The sequence below is a fragment of the uncultured Granulicatella sp. genome, assembly GCF_938030755.1.
In the GTDB taxonomy this organism is placed as follows: Bacteria; Bacillota; Bacilli; order Lactobacillales; family Aerococcaceae; genus Granulicatella.
The window spans coordinates 34,461-49,744 of record NZ_CALHIF010000022.1; the positions used below are offsets into that span (position 1 = coordinate 34,461).

A 15,284-nucleotide genomic window follows, 5' to 3' on the forward strand; every position below is an offset into this window, starting at 1 on the left:
TTTACGGTCATCTTTAGTGTGTATAACTGTGGATAACTAAGTCGTACCCCCCAAAATTAAATATAACATTTATGTAACATTTAGATGAATGGAATCTATATCTAGGGGCTATGGATAAAAAATGTCAAAATTTAGTGGCGAACATGTGTACATGTGGATAACTTTGTGGATAAGTAGTGGATAGGAGGATAAAACAAGCATTTTTCCTCAAAAAAAGGTAAGATATTGGATGAAGTGAGGGGATAATATGAATATCACGATTGTGAGTGTTGGAAAATTAAAAGAAAAATATTTAAAACAAGGAATTGATGAATACGCAAAACGCTTAGGCAGCTACTGCAAGTTCCAAGTAGTGGAAGTGCCAGACGAGAAGGCTCCTGAAAACTTAAGTGATAAAGAAATGGAGCAAGTACTCGAAAAAGAAGGAGAACGTATCCTTTCTAAAATTAAAGACGGAGATGTAGTCGTAGCGATGGCTATCGAAGGGGACTTAGTGAGTTCAGAACAACTCGCAAAAGAGATGGATACTTTTGCGCTCCATGGTAAGAGTTCGATGATCTTTGTTATTGGGGGGTCTCTAGGGTTAAGTCCAGCGGTAAAAAAACGGGCCGACCGTAAGATCTCATTTGGCCGTATTACCTTGCCGCATCAACTGATGAGACTCGTTCTAACCGAGCAAATTTATCGCGCATTCCGAATTAATTCTGGTCATGCTTATCATAAATAAGTAAATATTCTCATAAAAAAAATAAAAAGAAAGTGCAAAATAGAGAATATATTTTCACATTTATTTCATAAGGTGTGTCTATACTTTAGTTATTCCCAAAGAGAATATTTATCCTCCCAAATAAATATTTCTAATCCTTTTTTCCACGAAGCCTATTACATCAATGGTTTCGTGGTTTTTTATTTTCTGTTTTTAGTGATTGACTATCCTTTTGACCTTCTATTCATACCTTAATAATGGATAGTATCAACCGAGTTAGTAGTGCGATGTTTTAAAATAAAAAAGGACACCTAATTTAGGTGTCCTATGCAGAGCCGGTAAAACCTCTCTGAAAAATATCATCTGTAGAGCCTGCGATAAATCGCACCTCTAATGTATGTTCATTATAATGAAACTATGAATGAACATCACTTTTTTGTACTGAATAAGCTTTTAAGACAGTAGTATTTAAAATTAAATTTCTATATCTGTAAGTTCTGCATCAGAGGTATTTAACGATATGACTAAAAAAGCATTGATTGAAGAAAAAATCCGTACTATACTAAAAATATGGAGAAGTACCCAAGAGGCTGAAGGGGTCGCACTCGAAATGCGATAGGTCGTGAAAGCGGCGCGGGAGTTCAAATCTCCTCTTCTCCTTATATAAAAAAATGGAATTCAATGAAAGAAGGAAAAGAGATGACCAAAGTAAAATTAGATCTCAATCAAACACACTGCTGTGGTATTTATTCGGATAAAACAGTCTATAGTTTTACTGGAGATAGTTATCAAGCGTTGTTTTACCTTCTTCAAAAACGTGGACTCATCGAATCATTTATCGATGGAGATTTCATTGTCTATGATGAATTAAGACAGTACTCTGATTTACCGCCCTATCAAAAACTGACAGAGGAAGAATTGGAAGCCATTGATTTTGACGCAATTATTCAAAATCTAAGTAATGATCAACTCAAAGCTGTCATCGAAAAGTTCTTCGAATATCGTTTTGAATGTGAGTTTCAAGAAGTCCAAGAGTAAAATAAACACAAAAAAGCTGACAGCTCTCAATTAGAGCCGTCAGCTTTTTTCAATTATAGATAATTAGCGAATCACTTGTTCTGTTTCTTTGTCGAAGAAGTGAGATTTGTTTAAGTCGAATGCTAATTCAACTGTTTCACCTGGGTTGTGGAAGTCACGTGCATCCACTTTAGATACGAATTCAGTATCGTCAACACGAGTGTAAAGCATTGTTTCTGCACCAAGTAATTCTGATACTACAACTTCTGCTTTCACTGAAGATGATGGATAAGTATCAATAGCGATTTGAGCGCCTTTGATATCTTCTGGGCGGATACCGAAGATAAGTTCTTTTCCTTCATATCCTTTTTCTTCAAGAAGTTTTTTCTTCGCTTCTGGTAATTGTAATGATAAACCTTTACCGTTTGTAATCACGCCGTCTTTTAATGTAACAGTGAAGAAGTTCATTGCTGGTGATCCGATGAATCCAGCTACGAATACATTGTTAGGTGTGTTGTACACTTCTTGTGGAGTACCGATTTGTTGTACGAAACCATCTTTCATGATAACGATACGATCCGCCATTGTCATCGCTTCTGTTTGGTCGTGTGTTACGTAAATGGTTGTTGTTTCTAAACGACGGTGTAATTTCGCAATTTCAGCACGCATCGCAACACGTAATTTAGCATCTAAGTTAGAAAGAGGTTCGTCCATTAAGAATACTTTCGCATCACGAACGATCGCACGGCCTAAAGCTACACGTTGACGTTGACCACCAGATAAAGCAGCTGGTTTACGTTCTAAGTATTGCGCTAAGCCTAAGATTTCAGCAGCGTTTTTAACACGTTTGTCAATTTCAGCTTTGTCGTATTTACGTAGTTTTAATCCGAACGCCATGTTGTCATATACGCTCATGTGAGGATATAGGGCATAGTTTTGGAATACCATTGCGATATCACGATCTTTTGGAGCTACGTCGTTCATCACAACGTCACCGATTTTTAATTCCCCTTCAGAAATATCTTCAAGACCAGCAATCATACGAAGTGTAGTTGATTTACCGCATCCAGAAGGTCCTACGAATACGATGAATTCGCGATCTTTGATGTGTAAGTTAAAGTCTGTTACGGAATAGTTTTCCGCGTTGTCATATTTTTTGTGAATATGGTTTAATTGCATTTCTACCATTAGGATTTCCCCCTGTCATTGTTTTAACACTATTAGTTTACGATTTTTAGTAGCAAAGTGATAGGGTACATTGCACAAAAAGCATCCTGTTTTTTGTGCATATTGCCGAAAAATAGGATATGAAAGATTCTTTTTACCGTATCTTAAGATAAAGAATGTAAGGATTTTCAAAAAAAGAGTGAATACGGATGCAAGCTTTCCAAAACTTTGTTATGATAAGAGGTAGAAACTTTAAATGAAAAGGTGATGAAATGGAAAGAAAACGAGGATTCGAAGTGATATCTGCTTACGAAGGAAAAGGAATTAATGTTCCTAAACGCTCTACAAAACATTCAGCAGGTTATGATTTTGAAGCGGCAGAGGATATTGTTTTGCCAAGTATTTGGAAAATGATCTTCAAATTTGCTGCTACTCAATTAAAACAATGGATTTACACAACCGATAAAGAAACGGTTGAAGCAGAACTACAAAAAGAACAAAAGGTACTAAAACCGATTCTTGTTCCAACAGGAATTAAATCTTATATGCAAGAAGATGAGTATTTACAGCTTGCGAACCGTTCAAGTAATCCACTCAAACACTTTTTAGTATTACCAAACGGAATTGGGGTTGTTGATAGCGACTACTATAATAATCCAGATAATGAAGGTCATATTTACTTCCAATTAATCAACTTTGGATTATTTGATAAGGAAATAAAAAAAGGCGACCGTATTGGCCAAGGTATTTTCTTACCATTTTTAAAAGCAGATACGGACGAAGAAAATGATATGAATGAACGTACAGGTGGTTTTGGTTCTTCTGGCGTTCGTTAGAAAGGAGCCAATATGGCAAAAGCAGCCACAAGTTTTGTATGTAGAGAATGTGGATATAATTCGCCTAAATATTTAGGGAAATGTCCAAACTGTGGAAATTGGTCCACGATGGAAGAGTTTAAGGAAACGACGAGTAACACGAAACGACCTTCTTTAGTGCAACAGTCAGAAGAAGCGCATAAAACAAAACCGATGCGACTTGACCAAGTTTCTTATGAACGCGTCAACCGTGTGAAGACTTCCATTAGCGAACTCGACCGTGTGCTCGGGGGTGGAGTGGTTCCAGGTTCTCTAGTATTAATTGGTGGGGATCCCGGAATTGGAAAATCGACCTTATTATTACAAGTCTCTAGTGAATTACAACAGACACAAGGAACCGTTCTCTATGTATCGGGAGAAGAAAGTGCGTCTCAAATTAAAATGCGTGCAGAGCGTCTCGGGATGCAGGCAGACGGATTTTATATTTATGCGGAGACAAACTTAGAAGATATCGTTGCTCAAGTAGAAGCGTTGAAGCCGGACTATGTCATTATCGATTCGATTCAAACGATGATCCACCCACAGGCGAATGGGGTAGCTGGAAGCGTGTCTCATGTTCGTGAGGCAACGGCAACATTAATGCGACTTGCTAAACTCAACCAGATTGCAATCTTTATTGTTGGTCACGTGACTAAAGAGGGAGCATTGGCTGGGCCTCGTATGTTGGAACATATGGTGGATACCGTTCTTTATTTTGAAGGGGATAAACATCATAGTTTCCGAGTGCTCCGTTCCGTAAAAAACCGTTTCGGATCCACCAACGAGATTGGGGTCTTTGAAATGCATCAAGAAGGGCTGAACGAAGTGACCAATCCTTCGGAAGTGTTCTTAGAAGAGCGTCTTGCTGGGGCGACAGGTTCAGCAATTGTGGTGTCACTTGAAGGGACAAGGCCAATTTTAACCGAGGTGCAATGTCTATTGTCTCCAACGGCCTTTGGAAACGCACGTCGAACAACAAGTGGTCTGGACTATAATCGTGTCGCGCTCTTGATGGCAGTACTTGAGAAACGTGCGGGTCTTTTACTGCAAAATCAAGATGCTTACTTTAAATCAACAGGCGGCTTGAAACTGGGCGAACCCGCAGTCGATTTAGCGATTGCGATGAGTATCGTTTCAAGCTATAAGGAAAAAGAAACGCAGATGGGGGATTGCTTTATCGGCGAAATTGGCTTAACAGGTGAAATTCGAAAAGTGAACCGTGTCTATGATCGTGTCCGAGAAGCAGAAAAGCTCGGATTCAAGCGTGTCTTCATTCCAAAAAACAACTTAGATGGATGGAAAATTCCTGAAAATATCGAAGTTGTCGGTGTATCTTCTATCAAAGAAGCTATTTATAAAGCTTTCAATCATGAAAAATAGAAAGGAGAGGATTGGATGGAACAACCCAAAAAATTCCGATCATACGGAAGAAAATTATTACAATTCATTTTCGTATTGCTCGGAGGATCCTTAGGAGCGACGTACTTTCCAAGTCTGTGGCAAACATTCAATATTTCAAATGAATGGCTAACATCTCAAGTAACGAATATTTTATTAGGAGCAATTATTCTATTTTGTATTTCATTTTTCGTTGCTGATCCGATTTTAGCGGGCATCCGTAGACTTGAAAAAATTGTGAGTCAACTATCAGTAAGCTATTTACTTTTCGGGATGATAGGGGCGCTGATTGGACTACTAGTGGCTTGGCTAGTTGGCCTTCCATTTACCAATTTGCAAATTCCTGCAATTACTCAAGCGCTGCCGATTGCGCTTAGCATTATCTTTGGTTATCTTGGATTTTACGTAGGAACCACTCGTCGTGAGGATATTTTAAGAGTCTTCACAGTCAATAAGAAAAAAACAGAAGATTCTCCAGTGTTAGAGCGTAAAGTAGGAGATAATTTTAGAAAATATAAACTGCTCGATACGAGTGTCATTATTGATGGACGTATTTACGATATTGCTAAAACAGGTTTTATCGAAGGGGTACTAGTGATTCCGGTATTCGTATTAAACGAACTTCAATACATTGCGGATAGTGCGGATAGCTTAAAACGAGTAAGAGGACGCCGAGGTTTAGATATTTTGAACGCCCTTCAAAAAGAAGAGCATATTCAAGTGGAGATTTACGAAGGGGATTATGATGATATCAATGAAGTCGATCGTAAATTAATTCGATTGGCCAAATCCATTGATGGAATTATTATCACCAATGATTTCAACTTGAACAAAGTAAGTGAGTTCCAAAATGTTCCGGTATTTAATATCAATGCTTTAGCCCAAGCCATTAAACCAGTTGTGATTCCAGGTGAAACGTTGAAGACCACCGTTGTCAAACAAGGAACAGAACGTCAGCAAGGGGTTGCGTACTTGAATGATGGCACGATGATTGTTGTGGAAGACGGTCAATATTATATGAACGAAGAGATTGAAGTGGTTGTAACGAGCGCTCTTCAAACAGCTGCCGGACGTATGATTTTTGCCAAACCACTGCATAGCCAAAAGAAAATTAAACAATAAAGTGCTTCAACACTTCTATTATGATTACTACGAATCCTTGCGGATTTGGTTATAATAACGGTAACGTTGCACCGGCTCGAGCCTAGAGTCTCTCGCCTAAAAAACTCAAAAAGGGAGTAAGGAATCAATTCCTAACTCCCTTTAATTCGTCTTTTTTGCAAATCACGTTACTGTTATTATAAAATCCGCATGATTCTTCGTAATCATAGTGCTTATATTTAATTTTCTTTTGCGCACTACATGAAATTAACGACTGATGACAATTTGAAAACATAGAAACAGGATGGACGAGATTCTCGGCCATCCTGTTTATTATTACTCAATATCAATTTCGAAGGGTTCGTCAATGGTTTCAGAGACGTATTTACCATCTTTCTTGCGTTGCTTCACGCATTCCGTTAATAAGTATTCGATTTGTCCATTGACTGATCTAAAATCATCTTCTGCCCATGATGCGATAGCAGCATATAATTTAGAAGACAGTCGTAATGGAATTTGTTTTTTCTTTAAATCAGCCATCGTTAGTATAGGCTTCCTGTATTAACGATTGGTTGAGCATCATGATTGCCGCAAAGAACAACTAGTAAGTTAGAGACCATCGCAGCTTTACGTTCTTCATCAAGTTCTACGAGGCCCCCTTCGTTTAAGCGTTCTAACGCCATTTCAACCATTCCAACAGCACCATCTACAATCATCATTCTAGCGTCAATAATTGCTGATGCTTGTTGACGTTGAAGCATTACTGCAGCAATTTCTGGAGCATAAGCAAGATAAGTAATGCGTGCTTCGATAATTTCGAGTCCAGCATTTTCAACACGTGATTGAATTTCATCACGAATCCGTTTTGCAACAACTTCACTGGAACCTCGTAAGCTTCCTTCATCGGCAATCCCATCACCTGTAGTGTCGACATTTGGAGCGACATCATAAGGATAGATGCGTACGATATTACGAAGAGCGCTGTCACATTGAAGCGATAAGTATTCTTTATAGTTATCGACATTGAAGACTGCTTTAGCTGTATCAACCACTTTCCAAGTAACCGCAATTCCGATTTCTACAGGATTTCCTAAGCAATCATTGATTTTTTGACGAGAATTATTTAAGGTCATGATTTTTAAGGAAATATGTTTTTTAAAGGCATCTAAGTTGGCTTCAATTCCTGAGTTACCAACCGAGACTGGTGTATTTTGACGATCTACATCGCCACTTTGTCCAAGTTTTGTTTTAGAAGCAGGATTCACTGCCACGCTAAAAGGATTTACAAAATAGAATCCCGGCTCTTTAATCGTTCCTGTATAATTTCCAAATAGAGTCAAAACAATGGCCTCTTGAGGTTTGACAACTTTCAGACCGCCTGATGAAATGATCGATGCAATAAATAAAAAGATACTAAGAAGAACGCCGACGACAGTTAATGCTTCATTCTTCAAAAAGGCGATGGAAGAAATAAAGCTGGCAATTGCAAAAATAATCATTAGAATAATGAAAAATAACGCAGCAAAACCGTTAGACTTTGTTTTTAAAATTTTTTCGTTCATAAAAAAGACTCCTTTGTCTATTTGATATCTAAATGATATCACCAAGAAATCTAAAATGCAATACAAAAAAAGAATTATTGATAAAATTTACCAATAATTCTAAGAGATGGAATTCTAACTATAAAATAAGTAGTAAGAGGAACGTTATAATTGCTAGTCCGCCTTGTTTCCAGATGATGCTGATTTGGCTAGTAAGTCCGCCGTATACTGCTACTGCAATGATATTAAACAGTAAGAATCCAATCAATTCTTTAGAACCAACGATTAATCCAAAGACTAATCCAACGGCAATCATCAAGTTGTATACACCTTGATTTTTGAAGAGCGTCGTAATATTAGCATTCTTTAATGTTTCAACACTCATATTGAAGACGCGGCTTGTAGCTTCTGAAGTCGTTTGGAGTGTTTCCAAGTAGAAAATATAAACGAATTCGAGCGCAACGAGGGCCGTTAAAATAGTAATAATGATAGACATTTGTTATCCTCCTTTTTATTGAACAGAAAAGAGTATACTCTGCTCCTTTAATAGAAGCGAATGATATGTCTTGAAAGGGCGAAACATTGACGGAGTGCACTCAATATGCTATCCTATCCTTTGTATAAAAAAGAATCACTACGATTTAGAAAGGAGAAAGTCATGAGTTATATTTCAGTAGAACATCTTTCTTTCTCATATGAACAAGAGACAGTACTTGAAGATATTAGCTTTACAGTTGAGCCGGGTCAATTTGTGATTTTGACTGGGGAAAATGGTGCGGCAAAGTCAACACTCGTTAAAAATATTTTGGGACTTTTAACACCTAAGACAGGGAAAGCAGTGATTGCTAAGAAAAATAGTAATGGCGAGAAGTTATCGATTGGGTATGCTCCGCAACAGATTTCTTCTTTTAATGTAGGTTTTCCTTCGAATGTTTATGAATTAGTGGCTTCAGGGCGATACCAACAAGGTCGCTGGTTTAAAAAATTAACAACAGAAGATCACGAACATATCGAGCGTTCTCTCAAATCCGTTGGGATGTGGGATGAGCGTCATAAGCGTATCGGAGATTTATCGGGTGGGCAAAAACAACGCATTTGTTTAGCGCGAATTTTTGCAACAGACCCAGATTTATTTGTTTTAGATGAGCCAACTGCGGGTATGGACAAAGCTTCTAGAGAACGATTCTATCATCTATTACATCATGCATGCGCTCATCATGGGAAAGCCATTTTAATGGTGACTCATGAGGAAGAAGCACTTGAACAATACGTGGATAAACATATCCATCTGCAACGAAAGGAGGATTCTCCATGGAGATGTTTTTCTATGGTTTCATGCAAAGAGCATTCATCTCAGGAATAGCAATGGCTTTTATCACGCCGATTCTTGGATTGTTCTTAATTCTTAGAAGACAGTCGCTCATGGCGGATACTTTATCGCACGTTTCTTTAGTAGGGGTTGCGCTAGGGTTTCTTCTAGGGATGAATCCGACGTTCACCACACTGATTGTAGTCATTATTGCAGCAATTTTCATTGAAGCCATTGGAAAGTATTTTAGAGGATATTCCGAAATTACCGTTGCGATTTTGATGTCTGGTGGAATGGCGATTGCCCTTATTTTAATGAACTTACAAAAAGGTCGTTCAACGATGAGTGTGGATCAATTTTTATTTGGTTCGATCGTGACAATTACAAAAGAACAAATGTGGATTATGATTCTACTTGCGGTAGTTGTGGTTAGTTTATATGCGATTTTCCGTAAACCACTCTATGTTCTATCGTTTGATGAAGACACAGCGATGACAGCGGGACTGCCCGTTCGATTGATGACAAATCTCTTTACAATTATCACAGGAGTTGTGATTGCAGTGATGATGCCAATCGCAGGATCTCTTCTAGTATCAGCCGTTATCGTATTGCCAGCTTCGATTGCGCTTCGTGTGAGCAGTAAGTTTAATGGCGTCATTATCGGCGGGACTATCATTAGTCTGATTGGATTCTTTGCAGGACTTTCAGCTTCTTATATTTACGAAGCGCCTCCGGGAGCCGCAATTACATGTGTGTTTCTTGTTATTTTATTCATCTCATTTATCGTGAGTGCCTTCCGTAAAAAAGCATAATTATAAAGCTTACCATGTATTTGGTAGGCTTTTTTTGTGGAATCAGTTTGACGAAAAGGACGAGAGGGCGTATAGTATCTCTCATAAGATAATTTGGAGGACAAGCATTTGATTATACAGGCGTTATCGAGTCTAGTGACAATACTAGCGGTCATCACGCTCGGCTATCTCTTGCAGGCCAAGGGATGGTTTCAGGAAGGATTCAGTAAGAGCATTGCGGATTTGATTTTGAAAATTGCTTTACCAGCATCCATCTTTATTTACGTATTAAAATTTATTACAAGAGAACAACTCGTCAGCTTCTTTGGAGCAAGTCTTTATCCACTGGTTGCAGTGATTCTAGGTTACATAGTGGCATGGGGCGCTGTTGTCTTATTCAAAGTTCCTGTTGGAAGACGAGGAATTATGCTCAATACATTCGTTAATGCGAACACGGTCTTTATGGGTCTCCCGCTCAACCTTTCCCTTTTTGGAGAAGAAGCGATGCCGTACTTCCTGGTCTACTACGTGATGAATACATTATCGATTTTTACCGTTGGAACGTATGTTGTGGCCACTGACCGTCCTGGTGGAAATAAAAACAAAGGAATCGAGTGGAAGAGTCTCTGTTCGCCACCACTCATTGCGTTTTTGGTGGCTTTAGGAGTAGTAGCATTAGGGATTCCAATTCCAACCTTTGCCCAGAATTCCATTAGTATAGTGGGAAGTTTAGTGACGCCTTTGTCACTGATGTATATTGGGATTAATCTCAAGCAAAGTGGCTTAGGAACACTAAAGTTAGATCGCGATACAGTACTGGCTCTATCCGGACGATTTATTATTTTCCCAATTTTAATGGTTCTTGTTTTACTCATTGGTGGGACAGATAACACGCTATTAAAAGAAACCTTTATTATTCAATCCACGATTCCGACGCTGGTTATTATGCCGATTTTAGCGGCAGAAGCAGGAGGAGATGTTGATTTTGCCACGAATGTGGTGACCATGACTACCATTATCTACTTAGCGGTATTGCCATTGTGGTCCTTATTCTTATTTTTCATTTAGCAAAATTATCATATATGATAATTTTGCAAGCACATAAAAAGCGAAGAACCCTTACAGGCTCTTCGCTTTATTTCATTTTTTCTTATAAAAATTCATGGGTATCAAAGAAGTTTCCTAAAACAGCTTTGATTTTTTGAGATTCGGTATCAATTTCTGTAATTTTAATGATAGAAGAATAATCAGACACATTGTGATTAGACACTCCAGATTCACAGAACACAACCGCTCCTGCAGTGGTTGAATCGAACTCTTGAATTAAGCTACGCATTCCGTTAATCGTACCACCAGCTTTTAAGAAATCGTCAACGATTAATACATTAGATCCACTAGGAAGTGTACGTTTGGATAATTCCATTTTCTCAACACGAGAAGAAGAACCGGAAACGTAGTTAATACTTACAGTAGAACCTTCTGTAATTTTTGAATCACGACGAACAATGACGAAAGGAACGTTTAAATAATTAGCTACCGTTTGTGCAATAGGAACACCCTTTGTTGCAACGGTCATAACGGCATCAATCTTCTTATCTTCGTAAGCAGATGCAATCATTTTTCCTAAATCATGTAATACATTTGGTTTTGCAAGTAAATCAGAAAGATAAATATATCCCCCTGGCAATAAGCGACTTGCATCGTTCATTTGTTCTTTTAATTTCTCCGCAGCAGCCAATGCTTGTTCACGTTTGATTTTTGGTACAAAAATCACTCCGCCAGCAGCACCAGGGACTGTACGAATAATCCCAACACCTTGTTTTTCAAAAGTCTTCTTAATAATAGCAATATCTTCACTAATAGAAGATTTTGCGGACTGGTACAAAGTTGTAAATGTAGTTAATGAAATTAACGTATGTGGATTATCTAATAGACGTTGTGTCATATCAATAAGACGTTCACTTCTTTTCAATTTCATTGTATCGTCCTCCCTCTTTGAATGAACTACTTCTATATTATACATAAAATGACGAAAATTACAATTTCGAAAACCTGTATCATTCGGGAAAAAGCACCAAAAACACCTCTTTATAAAACGAACGTTCTATTTTTATAAAGAATATCTTTTCAGCGTGAGAAGTGTTATAAAAATAAGGCTAAACAAAGTTATGAAAAGTTTCTCAAGGGGAAATCGATTACTTCGAATCCTCACGGATATCTTCATAATAGCGGTAACGTTGCACCGGTTCGAGCCTAAGGTCTCTCACCTTTAAAACAAAAAATGGGGCGTATGGATTAAAAATCCTACGCCCCTTATTTTTGTTTTAATGCGAATTCACGTTACTGCTATTATAGAATCCGTGGATCTCAGTAATCTCAATCTTAGAGCTTAATCTGCTATTCAGCCTATTTTATAAACACTTCGGGTGTTCAGTAAAACTTAATACTGAAGTAAATTTTTATCAAACCACACTCGACAGGTTAAAGGAGTTTGAGTTCGATACCAACAACGCCGTATTGTGCTTGTTTTTCTTTTGAATAGTAAGTCAACATATCATCAGGATGTGCGTTATCTACGTCGTCAGCAGTATAACCACATTTTAGTAGCGGTAGGTTCTCGTATAGTTCTGTAAAGTCTTTAAAGACATACAATTGAACCACTTCGCAGAGTATAGACTTAGAAGCGTCTTCGGAATGGGTAAATCGAATTTGATCACCAATTTGAATCGATTGTCGCTTTTCATCGTAAAGGCGAAGTTCGATCGTTTTTTGACCGGAGGCAATGGAAGCATACGGTTTTGTAAAAAGAGTCATCTCATGCAGCATGACTAGTTCTCCTTGTTTAATACGAATTTTTCAACGGCAACAGCAACGCCATCTTCGTTGTTAGTAGTTGTTACAAAGTTTGCAATTTCTTTAATGGAATCAATCGCATTTCCCATTGCAACCCCAAGTCCCGCGTATTCAATCATGTCACGGTCGTTTTCGTGGTCACCAAGGCACATTACTTCATCGCGTGAAAGGCCAAGTTTATCGGCTAGATGATGCACGGCTTTTCCTTTGCTCGCTTCAGGGTGAATGACTTCGAGATAAAAGCTGGAACTACGGAAAATATTGTAACGGCTCTTGAAGTCGTCAGAAAGATTTGGAATTAATTCTTCTAACACTTCAGGCTCATCCACGAACATGATTTTGACGAATTCTTTATCGGTTGGAATGTCCTTATATAATTGGTGCACAATTGGCATCCCAACAAGTTCACTCTCATGCATAGAGTATTTACCAACTGTTTCCGTTGGAACGAAAATTGATTCTTCGTCGATAGCGTGGTAGTGTACATTGTATTTTGTAGCATAATCGTTCACACGTTCTAAGTCATCATGGGTCATGGAGAAGCGAACGAGTGCTTCTTTCGAACCTGTTTGTTGTACGAGAGTGCCGTTATACGTCACGACGTAATCGTGGTCATTGACGAGGTCGAGTTCTTGAAGAAGACCTTCTACACCAGGGTATGGGCGTCCTGTACAAAGAACCACATAGACTCCTTGTGCGCTTGCAGCATTTAAAGCGGCCTTTACTCGAGGTGTAATTTCACGTTTTGAATTGAGCAGTGTGCCATCGATATCGATGGCGATTAATTTGATAGACATAGTTCCTCCTTGAAATGTGGAAAACACAATATACCGTATACAGTATATTGTGTTTTTTTATTTATAAAAAGTAATTGGTAGATGATGCTCACATCCTGTGTAGTTGAACTCGGGCTCACAGGACTGACGTCCACTTCCCGTAGTAGCCGCACGACTTGTGCCAAGTCCCTTGCGTTACTCCGGTCCAGTGATTCAGTCCTGAGCGTTCGCCCTCGTATCCTGTGAAGTTGAGTTCGGAAAAGCAGAGGCTCAAGCCTTTCGAGGTTAGTCCGCACGACTGCAAGCAGTCCCTTGCGGCTAACCTGCGAACCGTCATCGCCTCTAAACGCTTTTTCTCACATCCTGTTATTTCATTTGGTTAGAAAAAACATCCAATTGTGCAGCGATTGTTTGGAACTCTTCGTAGTCGTCCATAAAGAGTTCGTTTTGCATATCACGTGTGACCATTTCACGAGGGAAGTAGAGGCGTTCATCTCCACGAACCTTTCCAGAAATGGCTTCTACAATCGAACTGACTTGAGAAAGCTCGACCATATTTCCGTTGCGTTCTACGAGTTCGATTTGTGTTCTTGGTTTAATAGAATCTGGACGATAGAAATCATATGGCAAATCGAAACTGTTGTTAATCGCAGTGTAATATTCAGGGTCAAACCCAACAGCTTCCACGATTTGTCTCATTCGATCGATTTTTGCGCCATCATTAATGCGGTTAAATGGCACTGATTTAAATGGACGACGGTTAATGAAACGATCGGATAAGTCACTTAAAATCGCATCTTCTTCTAAGAGCCAGTGAGAGAAGTACGTATTTAATACACCGTCATCGAGGCGTAAGTAATCTTCCAATGTCCAAGTTCCTTCAAAGAAAGGTTTTAAGAATGTTGCAGAGTGTTTTAAAGGATTTGATTCTGAGTTGTAGCAAGCCGAAGCGCGTTTTAATAGGTGATTTAATACGACTTCCATTCCACGAGAAACGGGGTGGAAATACACTTGCATGTACATTTGATAACGACTCACGATGTAATCTTCAACAGCATGCATTCCTGAATAAGTAAACGCAATGCCACCTTTATACGGACGAATCACACGTAGGATACGAGTAAGATCGAATGTTCCGTAGTTCACCCCTGTGAAATAAGCGTCACGAAGCAAGTAATCCATACGGTCTGCATCGATTTGGCTCGAAATCAATTGAACTACTTGAGGGTTTGGATGCGTTTTTTGAATTACGCTAGCCACTTCTTGTGGGAAGGTAGAAGAAACTTTACGTAAAATTTGGTTCACTTCGGTTTCTTCAGATAAGATGATATCAATAGTGATTTGTTCATGGTTTGTGTCGAAAATTTTCTCAAAGGTATGAGAGTAAGGGCCATGTCCTACATCATGCAGTAAAGCTGCACATAGCACTACGAGACGATTACGATCGTCCCAAAGACCATCCCCTTCTTCTTGAGTAGCGTAATTTCTGGCAAAATTATCGCAAATGCGTCGAGCAATTTCATACACTCCAAGAGAATGCGAGAATCTTGAATGTTCTGCAGTATGGAAAGTGTACATAGAGGCTCCAGTTTGTTTAATTCTGCGGAGTCGTTGTAATTCACGGCTATTAATCAATTCCAGAATAATGGGATGTTGCACATGGATATAATCGTGAACGGGGTCACGAAATACTTTTTCACGTTTGAATGCTTCTGTCATTCGTTTTACTCCTTCTTTCGTTTAGATTGTGAAATGTTATCATAAGCACTTC

The 15,284-nt window shown here is 38.7% G+C and carries 16 protein-coding genes and 1 tRNA gene; 9 read left to right on the forward strand and 8 right to left on the reverse strand.

Annotation, left to right across the window (positions count from 1 at the left end; genetic code table 11):
* The first annotated feature begins 247 nt into the window (after positions 1 to 247).
* The 3 genes from rlmH to Q0594_RS02410 all read left to right on the forward strand — a co-directional run bounded on the left by rlmH (position 248) and on the right by Q0594_RS02410 (position 1,744).
* Complete coding sequence (gene rlmH / locus Q0594_RS02400; protein ID WP_298729435.1) at positions 248 to 727, forward strand: 23S rRNA (pseudouridine(1915)-N(3))-methyltransferase RlmH; 480 nt, start codon at positions 248 to 250, stop codon at positions 725 to 727.
* 551 nt (positions 728 to 1,278) lie between these two features.
* Positions 1,279 to 1,366, forward strand: a tRNA-Ser gene (locus Q0594_RS02405).
* A 39-nt stretch (positions 1,367 to 1,405) separates the two neighbouring features.
* Positions 1,406 to 1,744 carry a hypothetical protein gene (locus tag Q0594_RS02410; protein WP_298729436.1) on the forward strand — a complete coding sequence of 113 codons (339 nt, stop codon included), beginning with the start codon at positions 1,406 to 1,408 and terminating at the stop codon, positions 1,742 to 1,744.
* Positions 1,745 to 1,807: 63 nt separating this feature from the next.
* Here the strand turns inward: Q0594_RS02410 and ugpC are convergent, their stop codons facing one another.
* Entirely contained in the window at positions 1,808 to 2,911 is a 1,104-nt protein-coding gene (gene ugpC / locus Q0594_RS02415) for a sn-glycerol-3-phosphate ABC transporter ATP-binding protein UgpC (RefSeq protein WP_070443728.1), read from the reverse strand.
* A 251-nt stretch (positions 2,912 to 3,162) separates the two neighbouring features.
* On the opposite strand from ugpC, the gene Q0594_RS02420 reads away from it, so the two are divergent.
* The 3 genes from Q0594_RS02420 to Q0594_RS02430 are packed head-to-tail and all read left to right on the forward strand — an operon-like array spanning position 3,163 to position 6,264.
* The gene (locus Q0594_RS02420) at positions 3,163 to 3,726 is read left to right on the forward strand and encodes a dUTP diphosphatase (RefSeq protein WP_005608058.1); all 564 of its coding nucleotides are present in this window, start codon (positions 3,163 to 3,165) and stop codon (positions 3,724 to 3,726) included.
* Between the two features lie 12 nt (positions 3,727 to 3,738).
* Positions 3,739 to 5,124 carry a DNA repair protein RadA gene (gene radA / locus Q0594_RS02425; protein ID WP_298729437.1) on the forward strand — a complete coding sequence of 462 codons (1,386 nt, stop codon included), beginning with the start codon at positions 3,739 to 3,741 and terminating at the stop codon, positions 5,122 to 5,124.
* 15 nt (positions 5,125 to 5,139) lie between these two features.
* Positions 5,140 to 6,264 carry a PIN/TRAM domain-containing protein gene (locus Q0594_RS02430; protein WP_298729438.1) on the forward strand — a complete coding sequence of 375 codons (1,125 nt, stop codon included), beginning with the start codon at positions 5,140 to 5,142 and terminating at the stop codon, positions 6,262 to 6,264.
* A 315-nt stretch (positions 6,265 to 6,579) separates the two neighbouring features.
* Here the strand turns inward: Q0594_RS02430 and Q0594_RS02435 are convergent, their stop codons facing one another.
* From Q0594_RS02435 to Q0594_RS02445, 3 genes are all read right to left on the reverse strand, one after another.
* Complete coding sequence (locus Q0594_RS02435; RefSeq protein ID WP_005608052.1) at positions 6,580 to 6,783, reverse strand: hypothetical protein; 204 nt, start codon at positions 6,781 to 6,783, stop codon at positions 6,580 to 6,582.
* 2 nt (positions 6,784 to 6,785) lie between these two features.
* Entirely contained in the window at positions 6,786 to 7,805 is a 1,020-nt protein-coding gene (locus Q0594_RS02440) for an SPFH domain-containing protein (RefSeq protein ID WP_298729439.1), read from the reverse strand.
* A gap of 118 nt (positions 7,806 to 7,923) precedes the next feature.
* Entirely contained in the window at positions 7,924 to 8,280 is a 357-nt protein-coding gene (locus Q0594_RS02445; protein ID WP_298729440.1) for a DUF1304 family protein, read from the reverse strand.
* 162 nt (positions 8,281 to 8,442) lie between these two features.
* Here Q0594_RS02445 and Q0594_RS02450 point away from each other — a divergent pair, with 162 nt between their 5' ends.
* The 3 genes from Q0594_RS02450 to Q0594_RS02460 all read left to right on the forward strand — a co-directional run bounded on the left by Q0594_RS02450 (position 8,443) and on the right by Q0594_RS02460 (position 10,952).
* On the forward strand, positions 8,443 to 9,147 hold the full coding sequence (locus Q0594_RS02450) for a metal ABC transporter ATP-binding protein (protein ID WP_298729441.1): 705 nt from the start codon (positions 8,443 to 8,445) through the stop codon (positions 9,145 to 9,147).
* The gene (locus Q0594_RS02455) at positions 9,096 to 9,905 is read left to right on the forward strand and encodes a metal ABC transporter permease (protein WP_298729442.1); all 810 of its coding nucleotides are present in this window, start codon (positions 9,096 to 9,098) and stop codon (positions 9,903 to 9,905) included. The genes Q0594_RS02450 and Q0594_RS02455 overlap by 52 nt, the downstream gene beginning before the upstream one ends.
* Before the next feature lie 108 nt (positions 9,906 to 10,013).
* Positions 10,014 to 10,952: an AEC family transporter gene (locus Q0594_RS02460; RefSeq protein WP_298729443.1), complete on the forward strand. Its 939-nt coding sequence runs from the start codon at positions 10,014 to 10,016 to the stop codon at positions 10,950 to 10,952.
* 82 nt (positions 10,953 to 11,034) lie between these two features.
* Here Q0594_RS02460 and purR read toward each other — a convergent pair whose 3' ends face one another.
* The 4 genes from purR to Q0594_RS02480 all read right to left on the reverse strand — a co-directional run bounded on the left by purR (position 11,035) and on the right by Q0594_RS02480 (position 15,232).
* The gene (gene purR / locus Q0594_RS02465) at positions 11,035 to 11,862 is read right to left on the reverse strand and encodes a pur operon repressor (protein WP_070443741.1); all 828 of its coding nucleotides are present in this window, start codon (positions 11,860 to 11,862) and stop codon (positions 11,035 to 11,037) included.
* 503 nt (positions 11,863 to 12,365) lie between these two features.
* The gene (locus Q0594_RS02470; RefSeq protein ID WP_298729444.1) at positions 12,366 to 12,710 is read right to left on the reverse strand and encodes an ASCH domain-containing protein; all 345 of its coding nucleotides are present in this window, start codon (positions 12,708 to 12,710) and stop codon (positions 12,366 to 12,368) included.
* A gap of 2 nt (positions 12,711 to 12,712) precedes the next feature.
* Positions 12,713 to 13,534, reverse strand: a complete 822-nt coding sequence (gene yidA, locus Q0594_RS02475) for a sugar-phosphatase (RefSeq protein ID WP_298729445.1) — start codon at positions 13,532 to 13,534, stop codon at positions 12,713 to 12,715.
* Between the two features lie 345 nt (positions 13,535 to 13,879).
* Positions 13,880 to 15,232, reverse strand: a complete 1,353-nt coding sequence (locus Q0594_RS02480; RefSeq protein WP_298729446.1) for an HD domain-containing protein — start codon at positions 15,230 to 15,232, stop codon at positions 13,880 to 13,882.
* Positions 15,233 to 15,284: the final 52 nt, after the last annotated feature.

Coding starts and splice junctions, on each gene's coding strand:
- rlmH (WP_298729435.1), top strand. CDS start 248: ATGAATATCACGATTGTGAGTGTTGGAAAATTAAAAGAAAAATATTTA.
- Q0594_RS02410 (WP_298729436.1), top strand. CDS start 1,406: ATGACCAAAGTAAAATTAGATCTCAATCAAACACACTGCTGTGGTATT.
- ugpC (WP_070443728.1), bottom strand. CDS start 2,911: ATGGTAGAAATGCAATTAAACCATATTCACAAAAAATATGACAACGCG.
- Q0594_RS02420 (WP_005608058.1), top strand. CDS start 3,163: ATGGAAAGAAAACGAGGATTCGAAGTGATATCTGCTTACGAAGGAAAA.
- radA (WP_298729437.1), top strand. CDS start 3,739: ATGGCAAAAGCAGCCACAAGTTTTGTATGTAGAGAATGTGGATATAAT.
- Q0594_RS02430 (WP_298729438.1), top strand. CDS start 5,140: ATGGAACAACCCAAAAAATTCCGATCATACGGAAGAAAATTATTACAA.
- Q0594_RS02435 (WP_005608052.1), bottom strand. CDS start 6,783: ATGGCTGATTTAAAGAAAAAACAAATTCCATTACGACTGTCTTCTAAA.
- Q0594_RS02440 (WP_298729439.1), bottom strand. CDS start 7,805: ATGAACGAAAAAATTTTAAAAACAAAGTCTAACGGTTTTGCTGCGTTA.
- Q0594_RS02445 (WP_298729440.1), bottom strand. CDS start 8,280: ATGTCTATCATTATTACTATTTTAACGGCCCTCGTTGCGCTCGAATTC.
- Q0594_RS02450 (WP_298729441.1), top strand. CDS start 8,443: ATGAGTTATATTTCAGTAGAACATCTTTCTTTCTCATATGAACAAGAG.
- Q0594_RS02455 (WP_298729442.1), top strand. CDS start 9,096: ATGGAGATGTTTTTCTATGGTTTCATGCAAAGAGCATTCATCTCAGGA.
- purR (WP_070443741.1), bottom strand. CDS start 11,862: ATGAAATTGAAAAGAAGTGAACGTCTTATTGATATGACACAACGTCTA.
- Q0594_RS02470 (WP_298729444.1), bottom strand. CDS start 12,710: ATGCTGCATGAGATGACTCTTTTTACAAAACCGTATGCTTCCATTGCC.
- yidA (WP_298729445.1), bottom strand. CDS start 13,534: ATGTCTATCAAATTAATCGCCATCGATATCGATGGCACACTGCTCAAT.
- Q0594_RS02480 (WP_298729446.1), bottom strand. CDS start 15,232: ATGACAGAAGCATTCAAACGTGAAAAAGTATTTCGTGACCCCGTTCAC.